Below are 20,244 nucleotides of genomic sequence, written 5' to 3' on the forward strand. Positions count from 1 at the left end.
CGGAACGATGAAGAGATTGCTTGCTTACCTGCTTCTGGCCGCGACGGCTTTGCTGGTCGCCCCGGAAACGATCCATGCCCGCATCCCGTACCAGACCACATACTTCGACAGCAATCGTTCGTTTTGGAATGGAATCCAGGCGATCTATAAGCCTTTGGGAGCTTACGGGGACAATTTCGACGAGCCGGTGGATATTCATATCGGAGCCGACGACACGGTGTACGTGGCGGACAAGGGGAATAACCTTATATTCGTGATGGACAACAACGGAAAAGTCGTTCGCACGATAGGCGACGAGGAAGGCGCCGGCCAATTGAATTCGCCGGAAGGCCTATTCGTGACCCCGGACGGCACCGTATACGTGGCGGATTCGGGCAACCAGCGCATCGCTTTGTTCGACTCCGCAGGCGCTTTCGTTCGCGAGTACAAGAAACCATCTTCCCCGCTGCTGCAATCCGAGCACTTCGTTCCGATCAAGCTGGTCGTCGACCGGCGAGGCGTCATGTACGTCGCGATGAACTCCTCTTACCAAGGGCTTCTCCGTATGAACGAGGAAGGAGAGTTCATGGGGTTCTTCGGAGCCAATAAGGCGCAGCAGACGCTGCTTAATTGGCTGAAGAAGCTCATTCTCAACAAGGAGCAGCTGGCGAAGGAAACGGCCAACCTGCCGAAGCCGATCGTGAACATATCCCTCGATAACGAAGGCTTTATCTATACGTCGACCGCGGGCGACTTCGGAGCCGCGGCGATTCGCAAGCTGAACGCCGGAGGCGTGGACGCCTTCAAGGGCAAGACGTTCCAACACAGCCACGGCATCGTGGACGTCGCGATCGACTCCCACGGTTTTCTGTACAACGTGGATTTGGACTTCGGCCGGATCAATATTTTCGACCGTAACGGGAATGCCTTGTTCGCCTTCGGATTCACGGATAACAATACGCAGCAATACGGGGTCATGGGTTTTCCGACGAGTATCGGCATCGATTCCAAGAGCAATATCTGGGTGACGGACAGTCGCACGAAAACCGTTCATAAATACGTCCGAAGCGAGTTCGGCAACGACGTCATGAACGCCATCTTGCTGTACGACGACGGCAAATACGCCGAAAGCAAGCCGTATTGGGAAAGGGTTTACGCCCGCAACGAGATGTTTACGGGAACCTATCTCGGCCTAGGCAAGGTGTACTTGGAGGAGAAAGACAACGAGCAAGCGCTGGATTTCATGAAGGAAGCTTACGACACGAAAGGTTATTCCAAAGCGTTCTGGGAAATCCGGCTGGAGTGGCTGCAAAACCACTTCATAGAGCTGGTTACGGTCCTTATCGCTCTCGCTCTCGCGTACAAATTCGCTCCGTTGGGAGTCAAGCGACTGCTGGCGCGACGGCCATTGCCAACCAAGCTAGACCGTCCGTTAACCGATCTGCGCAACTTCGGATACGTGATGTTCCATCCCTATCACGGCTTCTACAAGCTGAAGGAAGCGAGAGTATCTCCGTGGATCATCGTTCTATTGCTCTTCGCCGTCGTGGCGATGAAGATCGTCACGTTATACGGGACCGGGTTCCTGTTCTATCCCGTCGAGCGGTCGCAGATTAATCTTCCGAACATTATGGGGCTGTTCGTACTGCCATGGGTGACTTGGATTATCGCCAATTATCTCGTGTGCAGCGTCAAGGACGGGGAAGGAAAGTTCAGGGAAGTCATACAGGGCAGCACCTACGCCTTGGCGCCTTACTTCTTCTTCTCCATACCGATCGTCATCCTTTCCAACATTCTTACGCTGGATGAAGCGGTGCTGATTCGAACTCTCACCTCGGTCATGTATATCTGGATGGCCGTCATGTTCATCGTCATGACGCAGGTCATCCACAATTTCGACTTCGTGGAATCGCTGAAGAACATCGCCATAACCGTCTTCGCGATCGCCACGATCTGGCTGTTCGGATTCATCGTCTTCGGATTGTCCTACAACCTGTACGACTTCGTCTACCAGCTTTACAAAGAGGTGAATTTCTATCGTTAACTTCATCAAGCGCCAATCGCTTCGCGTAAAGCTTATCGCGGCATCCGCCTGCGTCGTCGTCATCATCCTGCTGTACCTTATCCTTCGCGGAGGGGAGACATCGCTCGGGGAAGCTCTCGAGGCGGCCGGAATTCCCGAGCCGGTATCCGAGCATGCGCCGCTGTACGAGGGAGCGCCGTGGAAGCCTGAAGCCGGGGCGGACGGTTTCGCGTTGGCGCAGGAGAACGGGAAGTACGCCCTCTACGTTCGGCCGGACAATACGCAGATCGCTCTTGTCGACAAGAAAACAGGGTACCGCTGGTCAAGCAATCCGACGAAGGAACAATTGGCCAACGAGACGGTCAAGGGATTGCCTCTAGCCAATCTTCAATCTCCCTTCGCGCTGACCTATGTCACGACTTCGGGGAAAGATCAGACGATCGAGAAGGTCGTGAACGCGCTCGACCCGAAGCTGGAGATCGGCATGATCAAGGCGGATAACGGACTTCAGATATCCTATCTGTTCCCGGACAAGAAGCTGGGCCTGTCCATTCAATACGAGTTGACCGAGAACGGCCTTAAGGTGCGAGTGCCGACGGACGGAATCCGGGAGGAAGGAGAATTCGTCGTATTCTCCCTCGACCTGCTGCCGTACTTCGGAGCATCGGCCGCCGGCGAGGACGGATATATTTTCGTTCCGGACGGTCCGGGAGGCTTGATCAAATTCGATAGCATCCGCGCGGATATTTCCAAAGGCTATATTCATCAAGTCTATGGCCTTGACGTGACCAACATGCTCAATTGGACCCGTTCAGGGGAACGTAGGGAAGATATCGCTTATCCCGTGTTCGGGGTGAGACGGGGAACGAACGCGTTCTTGGCCGTCATTAGCCGCGGAGGCGATTCCTCGAACATAGCGGCGATGCCGCCGGGGCTGAAATCGAGCTTCTATAACGTCTACACGAGCCAAATTTACCGCGAAAATTACTTGTATCAGAGAAGCCGGATTTCACCGCCGGTCAAGGCCGTCCAGCGGGAGCGCTTGGATACGGATCGGGAGATCGAATATCGGCTGCTCAGCGGCGAAGATTCCGATTACGTCGGTATGGCCAATGCTTACCGGGCTTATTTGTCCGAAACCGATGGACTGGGAAGTCCGTTGAAACCGGTCGATCATGTTCCGCTGTACTTGAAAATCATGGGCGGTGGGTACCGCGAAGCCTTCAACCGGATCGAGTACGTTCCGATGACGACCTTCTCCCAAGCGAACGAGATCGTGGATGGTTTAAAAGACCGGGGAGTCGCCAACATGGAGGTCGTCTATTACGGCTGGCAGAACATGGGCGGCTACAGGCTCGATGACCGTTTTCCGATCGAGAAGAAGCTCGGCGGGAAATCCGCCGCGAAGAAGTTCGTTTCCAATATGCGCAAGGCGGATATCGGCGTTCAATTCTACGACCAGCTGCTCTGGCTGGACGATACGAGCACGTCGTTGTCTCCCAAGAACAGCGGAGTTCGCAAGATGGACGGAACCGTCTTCAAGGACGAAAGCTGGTTTCTGAGCAAGCCGGCCCGGACGGTCGACATGGCCTACGATTCGATTCAAGAGCTGAAAGACATCGGCGTATCCGGATTGTTTTATGACGGAATCGGCTCGATGGTATTCAACGATTACGATCCGACGGGGACGACGACTCGAGAAGACGCGATCAAGATTTACAAGGGATTGCTGGATTATACGAGGCAGGAGCTCGGATCCGCGGGCGTGTACCGGGGCAACGATTACTCGATCGACGAAGTGGATTATATCGACGACTTGCCGAACGATTCCAGCTACGACTTCATGATCGACGAAACCGTGCCGTTCTACCCGATCGTCCTGCACGGCTACGTTCCTTACAGCTTCGGAGACGGCGGAAATCTTCGCAACGACGTGCAAACCGAATTCTTGAAATCGATCGAATACGGGGCGATGCCTACGTTCTTCCTTACCTACGAGGAATCGCGCGAGATGATGGACTTGAACGTCTGGTTCTACCTGTTCAGCAGCCAATACAAGAAGTGGGCCGATCGGATCGGCGAGGAATACGGACAATTCGATTCCCTTGCCAAGCTGTTCTCGCAGCGGATCGTCGACCACGAGAAATTAGCGGACAACAGATTCGCGACCACCTACGAAGACGGGACCCGGGTCGTCGTCGACTATAACAAGGGAACGTTCGTCGTTGAAGGAGGCGGAGGCGCGTGATCAAGTCAAAAGTAATCGCGCGGCAGAAGCGCCTGTACTTCACGAAACGATACGGCATCGGATTGTTGTTCATGCTTCCGTGGATCATCGGGTTTTGCATTTTCGTCGCGATCCCGATCGGTTGGTCGTTGTTCATGTCCCTTCATAAGGTAGCCGTCGTTCCGGGAGGGTTCAAATACGATTGGATCGGGATGAAAAATTTCAAGGACGCGTTCGTGACCGATAACATTTTCCCGATCGAGCTGATTACCTACTTCCAGCAAATGCTCTTGATGGTTCCGATGATCGTGATCTTCGCCCTGCTGATCTCCTTGATGTTGAATCAACGCTTCCCGGGCAGGTTCATCTATCGGGCGATCTTCTTCCTGCCCGTCATCTTCGCCACGGGACAGGTGTTATCGGAGCTGTTCGCGCAAGGCGCCGGGGAAATTCCGTTCCTGGATCAATACAACCTCGAACCGCTTATCGAGCAGTACATCGGCAAGGAATTCGCGGGAACGATCATGAGCGTGCTTAGCCGGGCGATCCTGATCCTCTGGTACTCGGGGGTGCAGATTCTGATTTTCATCGCGGGTTACCAGACGATCTCTCCGACGATTTACGAAGCGGTGCGCATCGACGGGGCTTCTCCGTGGGATAGCTTCTGGAAAATTACTCTGCCGGCGAGCGTTCCGTTCATCAGCTTGAACATTTTGTACACGATTATCGACTTATTCACTTTCCCTCTGAACCCGGTTCTGGCCCATATCAGGGAAAACATGTTCAAGATGGATACCGGTTATGGCTATGCCAGCGCGCTCGCTTGGATTTACTTCGGCTTTATTTTCGTCCTGATCGCCCTTGTGCTGTTGCTGTTCAGCCGAAGCATGAAGACTAGGAGGGCCCGTCCATGAACAGCGAACTCTGGATCGAGAAAGTAAGCAGACAGGTAAAGGGCATCTTCTGGAGCAGAACGGCGCAACGGATCAAAGTGGTGGTGCTGGGACGAAATATTTCGGACGGCCTGCTTGCCAAGCTCGTTTTATACGGCCTTCTGACCATCGTCGCTTATCTGTACCTGCAGCCGATTCTGTATATGATCAGCACGTCGCTCAAAAATCTAAGCGATCTGCTCGATCCTACGGTCACGTGGATCCCCCGGGTCGTTACCTGGGATAACGTGCGGGATGCGTTCAAAGGACTGCAATATCCCGCCGCGCTTAGAAATACGGCCATGATCGCGATATCCTGTTCGCTCGTGCAAGTATTCATATGCGCCATGACCGGTTACGCGCTCGCCAAGTTATCGATTCCGTTCAAAGGCGTTTTCACGGCGCTCGTCATCCTGACCTTCTTGGTCCCGCCGCAGATCATCATTATTCCGCTGTACGTCATTTACAGCAAGCTTGGGCTGCTGAATACTCCGTTCGTGTTTCTGATTCCCGCGATTTTCGGGCAAGGACTCAAGAGCGCGCTGTTCATATTGATCTTCAGGCAGTTTTTCAAATCGCAGCCGTTAAGCCTGGAGGAAGCGGCGAAGCTGGACGGCGCATCGACCTTGAGGCTGTTCTTCGGAATCATGCTTCCGTTGGCCCGCTCGGCTTGCCTTGTCGTATTCCTCTTCTCGTTCATTTGGTACTGGAACATGTATTACGAGCCTTCCTGGTTCCTGGCCAACGATTACACGCCGCTATCCATTCGCTTGGACCGGCTGGAGGACGTGCTTAACCCATCGCTTCTCGGCCAGAGAAACACGATCGAAAATCCGGTCACGGAAGGCGCGAAGATGGCCGCGGCATTCCTGATCATTTTCCCTCCGATCATCGTCTTCATGTTCCTGCAACGTTGGTTCGTCACCGGGATCGAGAGAACGGGCATCGTGGAATAAGCGATAGGAAACCGGTCAAACCCATCAAGGGAGGTGGTGCCGCGGGGAAGAAGGAGCGGCAATCGACTTACTCGTACTCATAAGGCATCGTTTCGATTAAGCAAGATCGAACACTAATCCAGGGGAGGCAATATCTTGAAAAACAAACGCGCGTCGGCATGGTTATTAAGCATCGTATTGGTATTCACCGTCATTCTATCCGCTTGCTCGGGTGGCAACAACGAAGCGGGCAACGGCAAAGAATCCGCCGGAGGGGACGCGAGTCCTAGCCCTAGCGCCAGCGCGCCGGCCTCGGAATCGGCCAGTCAACCGGCTTCCGAGGAAAATCGCGAGCCCGTCACTTTAAAGTTCATCTCTTGGAAGGATTCTTATAATGAGCTCTATGCCTTGTTTCACGAAAAATATCCTTGGATCACGATCGAGCAAATTCCGGTCAATGGCCAACCGATCATGGAAATCATCGCTACGCTCGAAGCGGCGGGTACGCCTGCCGACGTGACCGAAATCGACCAAGACTTGATTTCGTTCGATCAGAACGGCTTGGTCGATGATCTGACGCCTTATATCGAGAAGGATCTCATCCTTCAAGACGTAACGTTCCCGGACGGCTTCTTCGATACGATGACTTACAACAATAAGAAGCTTGCCGTTCCGATGGTCGACGTACCGATGTGGATTCTGGTAAATAAGGATCTCTTGGCCAAGAACGGTCTGGAAATGCCGCCGAACGACTGGACTTACGACGATTTCCGCGATATCGCGAAGAAGCTTACGAACCCGGATGCGGGCGAATACGGCTTAACGACCCAGCCGGAATTCCAGATGAGGCTGCTGAGCACGAAAGCGATCGCCGACGGACATGCGGCCAATCTTCAATACATGAACGAAGATTTGACTCAAAGCGTAATGAATTCGCCGGACGTCATCAACGACGTGAAGTGGCTGCAGGAATTCGTCACGAAGGACGGCTCGTTGCTTAGCAATGCCGCCGCTACGGAACAGGGCGACGTCACTCGCGATTTCATCAACGGTAAAACCGGCTTCGCGATCGGCGGAGACTGGGTATTGCCGAATTTGAAGAAAAACGCCAATTTCGAGTGGGACGTATTGCCGTTCCCGAAAGGCAAAGTGAGCCAGCCGGGTTACACGATCTATGGTCCTCTTGCGTTGCTTGCGGGTTCGAAGCATAAGGAAGAAGCGTTCCTATGGCTCAGCTTCCAATTCACGAAGGAAGCGCAGAAGTGGAAAATCGATCAAGGCGCCAACGCCTCGGTTATCGACGACGAATTGACGGCCTACTACGAGCAAACGCCGATGTGGCAAGGCAAGAACATCGCGGCCGTACAGCTCGCGAAGGAAAACGCCAAAATCCAACCGGGAGTCACGATTCCGGGCTGGGGCGAGTACAACTGGAACAATATCATGAACGACATTATTTTCGGTGAGGGCGACATTAACGAGATCATTCCTCAAACGGAAGCTTGGAATAAGAAAACGCTGGAGCTTCGTGCGACATTGAAGTAAGCAGGTTAGCTCGACGATGGGGAGCGGAAGAACGATTCCGCTCCCTTTGCGGCGTGATAAAGCCGTTGTTTGAATTCTCGCATATATTTACGCGTAACTCATAGAAGGAGTGGTGGCCTCATGCCCGCAATGAACGGGATTTCAGCCAGCGAACCCGGGCTGCTGCGTTACGATAGACCCGCGTCCGCATGGGAGGAAGCGTTGCCGATCGGGAACGGGAGATTGGGAGGCATGGTGTTCGGCGATCCCCGCCGCGAGAGAGTGGCGCTTAACGAGGACAGCATGTGGTACGGAGGTCCAAGGGATCGCAACAACCCGAATGCGCTTGAGAATTTGGCCGGAATACGTAAGCTGCTCGAGGAGGGGCGATTACGCGAAGCTCAGGATCTATCCGCTATGGCTTTGTCGGGAGTTCCCGAATCTCAGAGGCACTACTTGCCTCTCGGGGATCTGCGATTAAGCTTTCGTCATGGAGAGGGAGAGGTACGCGACTATTCCAGAGAATTAGGCCTATCCGACGGAATGGTGAAAGTCGGCTATAAGATCGGAGACGCGACGTTCGCGCGCGAAATTTGGTGCAGCTATCCCGACCAAGTCATGATTATCAGGTTGACTTGCAGTCGGCCTGGCAGCTTATCCTTGAAAGTCGGCTTGGCTCGAGGGCAATCGAACCGCTATTACGACGAGCTCAAGCAGGTCGCTCCGGACGGGATCGTTATGCGCGGCAACTGCGGCGGGACGGGCGGGTCGGATTTCCGGACCGTCGTTCGGACGATCGCGGAGGGCGGAAACGTCTCCTTGATCGGCGAGAACGTCGCGATCGAAGGCGCGGACAGCGTCCTGCTCGTCGTCGCAGCCGCAACGTCCTTCCGGTTCCCGGATCCGGAGGCGGAGGTTTTGAGACTGGCGAATGCGGTCATCGCAAAGGAATACGTTTTGCTTAGGGATCGTCATACCTCGGATTTCCGTTCTCTGATGGAGCGGGTGAGCTTCGATTTGTCCGGATCCGAGTCGCTCGCCTCCGAAGACGTCGCCAAACTGCCGACCGATAGGCGCTTGTCCGGTTTCCGAGACGGGAGCGAGGATTTAGGGCTCATTCCGCTCTATTATCAATTCGGACGATATTTGCTCGCGTCCTGCAGTCGCCCGGGATCGCTCCCCGCCAATCTTCAGGGGATATGGAACGAGCACATGCTTCCGCCTTGGGATAGCAAATACACGATCAATATCAACACGCAGATGAATTACTGGGCAGCCGAATCCGGCAATTTGGCAGAGTGTCACGAGCCTTTGTTCGACCACATCGAGAGGATGCGAGAGCCGGGAAGAAGGACCGCGCGGGCGATGTACGATTGCGGCGGATTCGTTGCGCACCATAACACGGACATTTGGGCGGATACCGCGCCTCAGGATATTTACATGCCTGCCACCTATTGGCCGATGGGCGCGGCCTGGCTGTGCCTTCATCTATGGGAGCATTACGAGTTCGGAAGAGACTCTTTGTTCTTGGAGCGGGCCTACCCGACGATGAGGGAAGCGGCCGAGTTCTTTGTTTCATATTTAATAGAAACTTCGGATGGCCTTGTCGTGACGTCGCCTTCCGTTTCTCCCGAGAACACTTACGTATTGCCGAACGGAGAATCAGGCACGCTCTGCATAGCCCCCTCCATGGACAGCCAGATCTTGCATGAGCTATTCTCGGCTTGCATCGAAGCTTCGAAAACGCTGGAGATGGATGCGGAATTCGCCAGAACGTTAGCCGATTTGCGGGAGAGATTGCCGCAACCGGCAATCGGCAAGCATGGGCATCTGTTGGAATGGCTGGAGGATTACGAGGAAGCGGAGCCCGGCCACCGGCATATCTCGCACTTGTTCGCGCTTCATCCGGGGAGCAGATTCACGGTCAGAGGCACGCCGGAATGGACGGCAGCCGCGAGAGTAAGCTTGGAACGGAGGCTTGCCGGAGGAGGCGGCCATACAGGCTGGAGCAGGGCTTGGATCGTGAACCTATGGGCCAGATTAGAGGCGGGCGAGGAGGCATGGGACAACTTACGGGCGCTTCTTGCTCACTCGACGCTCCACAATCTATTGGATAACCATCCTCCTTTTCAGATCGACGGGAACTTCGGCGGAGCGGCCGGCATCTCGGAAATGCTGCTCCAAAGCCATGCGGGCGAAATTCATCTGCTTCCGGCTCTTCCCCGGGCTTGGAAAAATGGTAGCATTACCGGATTTAGGGCTCGGGGAGGCTACGAAGTCGATATTCGGTGGAGCGAAGGGGTTTTAAGGAGAGCTACGATACGTTGTTATAGAAATGGACAATGCGCGGTACGGGTCGGTTGTGAAGTAACGGTGAAGGAAAACGGGTTAGAGCTTCCCTACTTTCGGGAGGTTGACGAATTAGTGAGATGGGAAGCGATATCCGGCGGGGAGTACGTCTTAGAATCGATTGCGAAATAACGCGTAAATTGCCGGCGAAACCTTGCGAGATAGAGGAAAATACGATTGCGCATTGAATTTCCTATGTATACGATTTCATAGAGGGAGTAACGCGTTATGCCAACCATGCAGTTCCGTATTCGCATCATCATCGTCTTAGCAGCGCTTTTGCTTGTCGGACTGACGGTTGCCGCGTGCAGCAAGAAAGAGGATGAGGCCTCCTCCCCGCCGGCCGAGTCGAGGACGGAGGTTAAGCTGAAATTCTATTTCGGCGGAGAGAAGAAGGCGGCCACGGACGAGGTCTGGAACAAGGTGAGCGAATACGTTCAATCCAAAGGGCTGGACGTCAGGTTCGACGTGCATTACATTCCCTTTACCGATTTTAAGGAGAAAATGCTGATCAAGGCGGCGGCCGGCGACAAGTGGGACCTGAACTTTGACGCGGATTGGCAGTCGTACAAACAGATGGTCGCGAGAGGTTCGTATTTGCCGCTGAATGATCTCCTTCCCCAGTACGCGCCGAACCTATTTCACAAGTACGAGGAGTTAGGAACGTTGGAAGCGGCCACGATGAACGGCGAAATCGTCGGACTTCCATGGACGCTGAAAATGAGCGAACGGCCTTTCGTGGGGTGGAGAGCCGATCTTGCCGAGAAAGCCGGAATTACGCGGGCGCCGGATTCGATCCGGACGATCGAGGATCTCGACAAGCTTCTGCACGAGCTCAAGGATGCTTTTCCCGACGCGAAGCTATCCCGCACGCCTCCGCTTTCGTTGTATTGGACCCGAGAAGAATGGGTCGATCTTGCTTTTCACGGATTAGGATTTTACCTCGACGATCCCGATATGACCGTTCAGGCTATCGAGCAACAGCCTTATTACTTGGAATCGGCTTATATGAGTCGGAAGTGGAACGATTATAAAATCCTGAACCGGGACGCCACCATCGACAACGAGAACGGCGCAGATCAGTGGAGGAACGGGAAATTGCTCTTCACGATCACGTCGCACGAGTGGGCGACGGCGGATCCCGGCTTCGTGGATTCCTCGTTCCGCCAGCAAATGTCGCTTATTTATCCGGACAAAAGGTACGTCAACCGAACCGCTCTAGCCAATGTGCTGGCGATCAACCGGAACTCGGAGCATCCCGAGCTCGTGTTAAGATTTCTGGATATGATCGAGACGGATAAGGTGCTGTACGACCTCGTGCAGTACGGGATCGAAGGGAAGACTTACGTGCTGTCGGGCGAAGCCGCCGAATATCCAGAGGGGATGCAATACATCACGAGCAACTACATGGAATGGGATAGCCGTTGGGCGTTCTGGAAGCCCCAATTCATGCGACCTACGCCGACGTACCCCGGCGACTTCTGGCTGAAGGAGGCCGAATTCGCCGATCTGCCGATTAATATCAATTCGCCGGTAGACGGGCTGTTGATCTCGGACGATCGTATCAAGAACGAGGTCGCCAGAAGGGATCGCCTGGCGAACGATGTCGGCAAGCCTATCGAATTCGGCAAAACCACCGATGTCGAAGCAGAGGTCGACAACTACGCCCGCCTGCAGCGGGAAGCGGGGCTGGACAAGATCATCGCGGAGGTTCAGCGGCAGGTCGACGAGTATTTGGCGGGTAAAGAGTAGAATATTGGAGAAAGAGAGGGAGCCGTCCACTGTATGGGCGGCTCCCTCATTGCTTATCCACTTTTCGCGATATCCCGTTTGCTCAGTAACGGAATCGGACTAACTTCGGGCACAGATGGCAAATCGAGTGGAGATAGTAACGGAATCGGACTAACTTCGGGTTCAGATGGCAAATCGAGTCGAGATAGTAACGGAATCGGACTAGCTCGGCCGTCAGATGACCAATCGAGTCGAGATAGTAACGGAATCGGACTAACTCGGCCGTCAGGATGGTCAATCGAGCGGAGATGGTAACGGAAACGGACTAACTAACAAACAAACAGAAGCGCCTTTGAATTCAGATAACGAAGCAAACTAGCTAACTCCGCATTAACGAGCCACCCTCCTCCGAATTGACGAAGAAAGTTAGCTAACTCCGCAGAAACCAGCAAACCCGCACCGAGTTAAGCGAATTCCACTTTAACCGCCCACTCCGACGCCACTCCGAACACGCCAATACTGGACCCGCAAAGTTTAAGTTTGACTCATGGCGAGGCTATTCATGCACACCTAAGATTAAAGTCAGAGCGCTCCATGCGCATACGGGACTTTATGACAAACCGCCAAAGGAAGATAAGCGATGAAAGGGAAATTGGGATGGAAAGACATGGGCTGGAAAGGTAGTTGGTGGAAGAGCAATCGAGCGCGAATCCGAACTACCGTCTTGGTGGCGTTGACCGTTGCGGTCATAGCGGCCATAATCGCATACCAGTCTTCGGGGAACGGATCGCCCCAGACGAACGTTCCTAGCGCTACTAACGAACATAAGGAAACGGAAGCTGCCGCAAGCCCCGAGCCCGATCAATCCAGCGAGCCAAGCGAGGCAAGAGAGGTCCATATAAATCCGGTTACCCAGGAAAAGGTGATCGCGACGTCTTTCCCTACGGAGGATATCGTCATCGCCGATTTTAACGTCATCGACTATGGAGCGGCAGCGGACGGCATAACGGATGATACCGGCGCCCTGCAGAAGGCGCTGATCGCGGCGGGGAAGAGCGGAGGCGGGGTCGTCTTCGTTCCGGCGGGAAGATACAAGATCGCCGGAACTCTACTCGTTCCAACGGGCGTGACTCTCAGAGGAGATAGGCCAGCTTCTTGGTCCGGCGGAGCCGTCGAGGGAACGATCCTCGAGGCTTATTCGGGCAAGGGAGAAGAGAAAGGCGAAAGCTTCCTGTCGATGCGGCAAGCAAGCGGAGTCACGAATCTCTCGATATGGTACCCGGAGCAACGATTGGAAGAACCGTACGCGTACCCGTGGACGATCGAGCAAATGTCCGGGGACAGCATGACGGTCGAGAAGGTCACGTTGGTGAATTCTTATAACGGAATTAAGATCGGACCGGATTGGAACGAGCTGCACTACGTCAAGCAGGTGTACGGCACCGTGCTCAAGACCGGAATTTTCTTGGATTTTACGACGGATATCGGCCGCCTTGAGGGCATTCGTCTGTCGCCGGAATATTGGCCGAATTCGGGATTGCCGGGCTCCCCGCCGCCCGAGCCTTTGTTCGAATACACGACGTCTCATGCCGAAGGCATCGTGATGGGACGTTCCGATTGGGAGTACATGTCCGATATCCGAATATCGGGATTCAAGACCGGGATGCGGGTGACGACGAGAACAGGCTCGACGGAGACGGCTAACGCGCAATTTTACCGGGTCGATATCGATAATTGCAACGTGGCGCTCCTAATCGAAGGGGTGAACGATTACGGCCTGTTAATCACGGACAGCAGCTTCAAGGCGAACGTCGGCACTATGCCGACCGCAATCCGTGCGACCGGCGGTTTTCGATCCATCGTGCAGTTCAATACGGTTAAGATCGGGGGTCTGACCCGGAACGCGATCGTGAACGAGGGCAGCGGAGTACTGTCCTTCGAGAATAGCAACGTTAGCGGCTGGGACGAAACGAACGGGCACGCGATCGTCGCCAAGGCGGGTTCGCTGATTCTTGGCGAGACGACGTTTTCCGTGCCGGTAAGGCATGTGCTGCTCGAGGGCGACGCGGCAGAAGTAAACTCTTTGAATTCGGGCTACGAACGGAAGCTGGACTTGGAGAACCGCAGCTTGAAGGCCATAGCAAGAATTAACCAAGACGAGGAGTCCAGGCTGATTAAGCTTCCGAATATTGCCGGAACGGATATTGCCGAGCAGCCGAAACCGGCGACTTCGCTATTGTTCGATGTGTCCGAATCCCCTTACGGAGCGGACAAGAGTGGCAACGCCGATGCTACGGATGCGGTGAGGAAAGCGCTGGCTGACGCGGGAGCTTCGGGTGGAGGCACGGTTTATTTGCCAGCGGGCACATATAGGATCGATGAGCCTTTGACGGTGCCGAGCGGAGTGGAATTACGGGGTTCTTGGGACGTTCCCCACCACACGATAGGCGGGGGCAGCGTTATTTTCACCAATCACGGGGAGAACGACGCCTTGGCCACTCCGTTCTTATCGCTGGAAGCGAACGCGGGGATCAGAGGGCTTAACGTCTATTACGACGGTCAAAATTGGGATGCGATCAAGCCCTATTCTTGGACGATCCAAGGCAAAGGTCACGGCGTGTACGTCATCGACACGACGCTGCCCGATTCCTATCAAGGCATCGATTTCGGAACCTACGACACGAGCGGGCATTACATCGACTACGTTGCGGGCTCGCCACTCAAAGAAGGGATATTCGTAGGCGGCGGAGCAACAGGCGGGTTCGTTCGAAACGTCCAATTCAACCCGCATTATTCCGCCAGAAGCAACTATCCGAACCGTCCGATGGACGATGAATTCGATAAGGTATGGGGCTACCAGAAGGAAAACTTGGACGCGTTCAGGATAGGTTACGTTAAGGAGCAGACGATTTTCAATACGTTCGTGTACGGCTCGCTCTATGGCATACATTTCGCAGGCCAAGACGGAAGCGGACCGGAGGCCGTCGTCATCGGACACGGTACGGATGGAAGCAAGAAAGGCATTTTCTTGGAGGACGCGGGGCCGAAAGGGCTCCAATTCATCAATACGGAGCTCGTGTCCATGAGCACGACGGATAAGGTATACGTGACGGTCGGGGAAGCGTTCGATTCGGAAGTCGTATTCTTCAACACGTCGATGTGGGGAGATCCCTCCCGGGGCATCGACGTCAAATCGGGAAAATTCACGATGCAGCAAGGGAATTTCGCCGTTGCCGGATTCCGCGGAATAAACGCGAGCGGAGGGGAAATCCGCCTCTACGACTCTTATTTCCAACAATCGGGCAAGACGCACGTGTACGCCGGAGAAACGATAGAGAGCATGGTCTTGTCGAACAATCTGTATAAGGGCGGAATGGGCTTCGACGACGATGCGCCGTTGGGAACGGTGACGGGCACCGATTTCTTGCCGCCCGGCAACCCGTAATTCGATAGCTTGCGAGAGAGACAAATCTCGCCAGCAAAGTTTAAGTTTGACTCATAGAAAGCGACTTGTAACGGACTTATGATTAAAGCATCCCAAGTAAGAAAGGTAAATCGCCATGAAAATCGAAACGGGTGCCGGGCGCATGCAAACGCGGGCCGGACTGATGGGCAACGGGGTCATCCGAGAGCTTGTCCGCCATCGAATGCTGCTGCTTATGTTTCTTCCCGCTGCGACGCTTTTGTTTCTATTTAACTATTTGCCGCTTGCCGGTTTGGTCATCGCCTTTAAGAACTTCGATTTTCAACAGGGTATTTTCGGAAGCGAATGGGCTAAACCCTTGCTCAACAACTTCGACTATATGCTTACATCGGATTCTGCTTATCGGGCGATAAAAAACACGATTCTGCTCAATGCCCTATTCATCGCGGTGGGGTTGGTATTCGAAGTCGGACTCGCGTTGATGCTGAACGAGATCCGCAACAAGTACTTCAAGAGGGTGACGCAGTCGCTGACCTTCCTGCCCTTCTTCATCTCGTGGATCGTCGTCGGAGTGTTCGCTTACAACCTGATGAATTTCGAAACGGGCGCGTTTAACAGGATCATTCAATTCATGGGACTCTCTCCTATCGATTTCTACAGCGAAGCGGGATTGTGGCCATTCATCCTGACGCTTGCCGTCCGCTGGAAAGTGACCGGCTACGGAACGATTATCTACTTGGCGGCGCTTACGAGCGTCGACAATTCCTATTACGAGGCGGCTTCCATAGACGGGGCGTCCCGCTGGCAGCAAACCTGGTACATCAGCCTTCCGATGCTGAAGCCTACCATTCTGATTCTGACCTTGCTAGCCGTCGGAAGAATCATGAACGCGGATTTCGGAATGTTCTACGCGATGGTCGGAGATGCGGCCCTGCTGTTCCCGACGACGGACGTCATCGACACCTTCGTCTACCGCAGCTTACGCAAATCCGGAGACATCGGCATGGCATCCGCCGCCGGGTTCGTTCAATCGATCGTCGCTTTCGTGCTCGTGCTAGGAAGCAATTACATCGCTCGACGGGCGGATAGAGACTCCGCGATCTTCTAAGGAGAGCGTACTCTCTCTAATCTACGAAATCGGAGGAAAGAATCATGTATCCCAAGAGATATTCCATCGGCCAGATCGTCATCGTCGCTATTATCTCCTTGTTCAGCTTATCTTGTCTGCTGCCTTTCATTATGGTCATTTCCGGCTCCTTAAGCACGGAAAAGGACATTATGGACTACGGCTACTCGCTCTTTCCGAGGAACGTATCCTTCGATTCCTATCGCATTCTCATCTTGGGCTCGAATCGAATCGTCGACGCTTACGCAATCAGCATCATCGTTACGGTCGTCGGTACGGTACTCTCCCTATTGGTCACGAGCATGGGCGCTTACGCAATGGCAAGACGTTCGTTCAAATACCGGAACGTTCTGTCTATATACGCCATCATTACGCTTTTGTTCAATGGAGGTTTGGTTCCGTGGTACATCATCTGCGTGAGATATCTGGAGCTGAAGGATACGATGTGGGCGATGATTCTGCCGCCGCTCGCCAACGCGTTCAATATGTTCCTGATCCGCAATTTCATGATGGCGATGCCGGAGGATTTGCACGAATCGGCGAAAATGGACGGGGCAGGGGAGTTCAGAATTTACGCGCAGCTCATCGTTCCGCTCGCGAAGCCCGTGCTTGCCACGATCGGGTTATTCATCTCCCTGAACTATTGGAACGACTGGTTCCTGGGATTGATGTTCGTCGATAAGCAAGAGCTTCAGCCGTTGCAGCTACTCCTGAGGACGCTCATATCCAACGTCGAATTCCTCAGAAGCTCGAGCAACGCGATGGATATTCAGCGTATCGCATCGCAGCTGCCGTCCGAATCGATCAAGATGGCGCTTACCGTCGTGACGATCGGCCCGATTATTTTCCTCTACCCGTTCCTTCAGCGGTATTTCGTTAAAGGCTTGATGGTAGGGGCTGTCAAAGGATGACAATGCCAGCTTCGGCTGTATTGTATACAACAAACGCAGGGGAGAGGTTGAAATGTCAAAGAGACAACCAAGACTGCCTATCATCGCCATCGTCGTGCTCGTTCTGATGCTGTCGTTGGCAGCATGCAGCGGGGGCAATAACAACGCGGAACCAAGCAAGGAGTCTCCGGCAGGTACCGGATCGCCATCATCGTCGCCGTCGGCTTCCGCTTCGCAGTCGGAGGATCCGCCGAAAGAGGAAGAAGAGGTTACTCTCAAATTCTACTTCGGGGGAGACAAGAAGGCGGCTACCGACGAAGTGTGGGAGAAGGTCAGCGAATACGTCAAGGGTAAAGGCTTGAATGTTAAATTCAACATCAACTTTATTCCGTTCGGGGATTTCAAAGACAAGATGCTGGTTATGGCCGCATCGGGAGACAAGTGGGATCTCAATTTCGACGGAGACTGGCTATCTTACAAGCAAATGGCGGCCAAAGGCTCTTACATGGCTTTGAATGATTTATTGCCGCAATACGCGCCTAACCTCAACAAGAAATACCAGGAGCAAGGAACGCTGCAGGCCGCAACGATCAACGGGGAAATCGTCGGACTTCCTTGGACGATGAAGATGAACCAGCGGAATTACGCGGGTTGGCGCGTCGATTTGGCGGAAAAGGCAGGAATAAAGCGGGATCCGGATTCGGTCCGGACGATCGAGGACGTGGATGCCTTGCTTCACGAGTTGAAGAAGGCGTATCCGAACGAGAAGCTTTCCCGCACCACTTCCCAAGCGATCTATGTTGCTCGCGAGGAGTGGGTGGATCTCCAATTCCATCAAATGGGCTTTTATCTGAACGATCCGGAAATCAAAATCCAAGCGCTCGAACAACAACCGTTCTACTTGGAAGCGTCGAAGATGACGAAAAAATGGTACGACGACCGAATTCTGAACCGCGACGCCATGATCGATAAGGAAGACGGCGCATCGCAGTGGAGAAACGGTAAAACGCTTTTCACGATGACGTCCCACGAATGGGCGTTCGCCGATCCGGGCTTCGCAGATCCTTCCTATAAGCATCAAATGTCCTTGCTCTATCCGGATAAGAGAACCGTGAACAGAACCGCTCTTGCCAACGTATTGGCGATTAACCGCAACTCCGAGCATCCCGATCGGGTCCTCCGTTTCCTGGATATGATGGAGACGGATAAGGTGCTTTACGATCTCGTGCAGTACGGAATCGAAGGGAAAACCTACAAGCTTAACGGAGACGTAGCCGAATATCCGGACGGCATGCAATTCACGACGAGTAATTACATGGAGTGGGGCGGCCAATGGGCGTTCTGGAAGCCGCAATTCATGCGTCCGAATCAGACGTATCCGGTCGACTTCTGGCTGAAGGAAGCCGAATTCGCCAGCATACCGGTTAACGTGAACTCGCCCGTCGACGGTCTCTTCATCGCCGAAGACAATATCAAGAACGAGGTGGCGAAACGCGATCAAGCATACGAGGAGTTCGGCAAGCCGATAGAATTCGGAGTCGTCAAAGACGTCGAAGGTTCGGTAGCCGACTATATCGAGAAGCAGAAGAGCAACGGCCTCGACAAGATCATCGCCGAAGCGCAGAAACAGATCGATGCCTATCTCGCGTCCCAGAAATAAATCAAAACCAGAAAAGTCGCTCCAAAAGCTGTAACATCCGATTCGGACAACGCCATTCTCGTTGGCGTTGTCCGAGTTTATTCTATTTCGAAGGGGAACGACAACTTGGCCAAAATAACCGGCGTAAAATGCATTCGCACGAGGAAAGACGGGAGCTGGACGATCGTAAAGGTAACGACGGACCAGGATGGATTATACGGAGTGGGATCGGCATCCGACATGTACAATCCGGAAGCCGTCGTCCACGTCATCGAGCAATTGTTGGCGCCGGTCATCGTCGGGAGGGATGCCTCCAATATAGAGGATCTATGGAACACGATGAGCTTAAGCGGATATTGGCGGAACGGAGCCATCCTGCAGACGGCGATCGGCGGGATCGATATGGCATTATGGGACATTAAAGGCAAGGAAGCGGGATTGCCGGTCTATCAGCTTCTGGGAGGCGCGAGCCGATCGGCCGTTGCCTGTTACGGCCATGCCGGAGGACGGGATATCGAAGAGCTGAAGGAAGACGTTCATCGTTTCGCGGAGGAAGGGTATACGGTCGTCAGGTGCCAGATGGGCGGGTATGGCGGCGGGGGTTTCCTGAACGCCCAACAAGCGAAGCTTCCCGATAACGCTTGGAAGACGAATGCGGTGTTCGACGAGCATATGTATCTCCATGCCATTCCGAAGATGTTCGAACAGTTAAGGTTAACTTTCGGTCCGGAAATTCAATTCACTCACGACGTCCACGAGCATCTTTCTCCGATTCTCGCGATACAGCTTGCCAAAAGGCTTGAGCCTTACGGGTTATTTTATCTGGAGGACGTGTTGCCGCCGGAGCAGATCGGCTGGTATCGCCAGCTCAGACAGCAAAGCGCCACTCCCCAAGCGGTCGGTGAACTGTTCGCGAACCCGCAGGAATGGGTCGAGCTGATCAAAGAGAGACTGATCGATTTTATACGCGTACGCGTATCGAAGGTCGGAGGAATTAGCGCTTGCCGCAAGATCGCAGCGCTAGCCGAAGCTTTCGGAGTTCGAACGGCATGGCAAGAGGGCGGGGAGAACGATCCCGTCAACCAAGCCGCGGCCGTTCATCTGGATATGGCGGTCTGGAATTTCGGCATTCAGGAGATCAACCATTTCAAGCCGGAAGAAAGGGACATTTTCCCGGGAATTATTGAACGCAGGGGCGGATATCTCTACACGAACGACAAGCCGGGCCTGGGCATAGATCTGGATGAACTAAAAGCATCGCGGTTGCTGGACGATAGCTGGCAGAAATCGGCGTACCACAGGCCTTATTCCTTGGATCGCAAAGCGGACGGTACGCTGGTTCGTCCATAGGACTCTAGGTGCTCGCTTAGATCTTCATGAAACCTTCATCTAACTTTCATCATACCTTCATGCAGCTTTCGGGCATGGATGGTATGATTTTTTTATCATCAAACGACCCCTAACA

General features: G+C 53.9%; 12 protein-coding genes. All 12 read left to right on the forward strand.

What is annotated here, in order from left to right; genetic code table 11:
* Positions 1-7: 7 nt before the first annotated feature.
* Positions 8-2,023, forward strand: a complete 2,016-nt coding sequence (locus tag DFP95_RS06290; protein ID WP_115991715.1) for a YIP1 family protein — start codon at positions 8-10, stop codon at positions 2,021-2,023.
* A 211-nt stretch (positions 2,024-2,234) separates the two neighbouring features.
* Positions 2,235-4,250 carry a DUF5696 domain-containing protein gene (locus DFP95_RS06295; RefSeq protein WP_115991716.1) on the forward strand — a complete coding sequence of 672 codons (2,016 nt, stop codon included), beginning with the start codon at positions 2,235-2,237 and terminating at the stop codon, positions 4,248-4,250.
* The gene (locus DFP95_RS06300) at positions 4,247-5,143 is read left to right on the forward strand and encodes a carbohydrate ABC transporter permease (protein ID WP_245987399.1); all 897 of its coding nucleotides are present in this window, start codon (positions 4,247-4,249) and stop codon (positions 5,141-5,143) included. The genes DFP95_RS06295 and DFP95_RS06300 overlap by 4 nt, the downstream gene beginning before the upstream one ends.
* Positions 5,140-6,117 (forward strand): carbohydrate ABC transporter permease, encoded by a 978-nt coding sequence (locus tag DFP95_RS06305; protein ID WP_115991717.1) that lies wholly within the window; start codon positions 5,140-5,142, stop codon positions 6,115-6,117. The genes DFP95_RS06300 and DFP95_RS06305 overlap by 4 nt, the downstream gene beginning before the upstream one ends.
* A 135-nt stretch (positions 6,118-6,252) precedes the next feature.
* Positions 6,253-7,641, forward strand: coding sequence for an ABC transporter substrate-binding protein (locus DFP95_RS06310; protein WP_181907288.1), 1,389 nt, complete (start codon positions 6,253-6,255; stop codon positions 7,639-7,641).
* A 129-nt stretch (positions 7,642-7,770) separates the two neighbouring features.
* Entirely contained in the window at positions 7,771-10,101 is a 2,331-nt protein-coding gene (locus DFP95_RS06315) for a glycoside hydrolase family 95 protein (RefSeq protein WP_115991873.1), read from the forward strand.
* 96 nt (positions 10,102-10,197) lie between these two features.
* Positions 10,198-11,721: an extracellular solute-binding protein gene (locus tag DFP95_RS06320; protein ID WP_245987402.1), complete on the forward strand. Its 1,524-nt coding sequence runs from the start codon at positions 10,198-10,200 to the stop codon at positions 11,719-11,721.
* 619 nt (positions 11,722-12,340) lie between these two features.
* On the forward strand, positions 12,341-15,145 hold the full coding sequence (locus DFP95_RS06325) for a glycosyl hydrolase family 28-related protein (protein ID WP_115991719.1): 2,805 nt from the start codon (positions 12,341-12,343) through the stop codon (positions 15,143-15,145).
* Between the two features lie 115 nt (positions 15,146-15,260).
* Complete coding sequence (locus tag DFP95_RS06330; RefSeq protein WP_245987403.1) at positions 15,261-16,232, forward strand: ABC transporter permease; 972 nt, start codon at positions 15,261-15,263, stop codon at positions 16,230-16,232.
* A gap of 44 nt (positions 16,233-16,276) precedes the next feature.
* Positions 16,277-17,161 carry a carbohydrate ABC transporter permease gene (locus DFP95_RS06335; RefSeq protein ID WP_115991720.1) on the forward strand — a complete coding sequence of 295 codons (885 nt, stop codon included), beginning with the start codon at positions 16,277-16,279 and terminating at the stop codon, positions 17,159-17,161.
* Between the two features lie 52 nt (positions 17,162-17,213).
* Positions 17,214-18,800, forward strand: coding sequence for an extracellular solute-binding protein (locus tag DFP95_RS06340; protein ID WP_115991721.1), 1,587 nt, complete (start codon positions 17,214-17,216; stop codon positions 18,798-18,800).
* A 105-nt stretch (positions 18,801-18,905) separates the two neighbouring features.
* Positions 18,906-20,129, forward strand: a complete 1,224-nt coding sequence (locus DFP95_RS06345) for an enolase C-terminal domain-like protein (RefSeq protein ID WP_115991722.1) — start codon at positions 18,906-18,908, stop codon at positions 20,127-20,129.
* Positions 20,130-20,244 lie beyond the last annotated feature (115 nt).

The sequence above is a fragment of the Cohnella lupini genome, assembly GCF_003386205.1.
In the GTDB taxonomy this organism is placed as follows: domain Bacteria; phylum Bacillota; class Bacilli; order Paenibacillales; family Paenibacillaceae; genus Cohnella; species Cohnella lupini.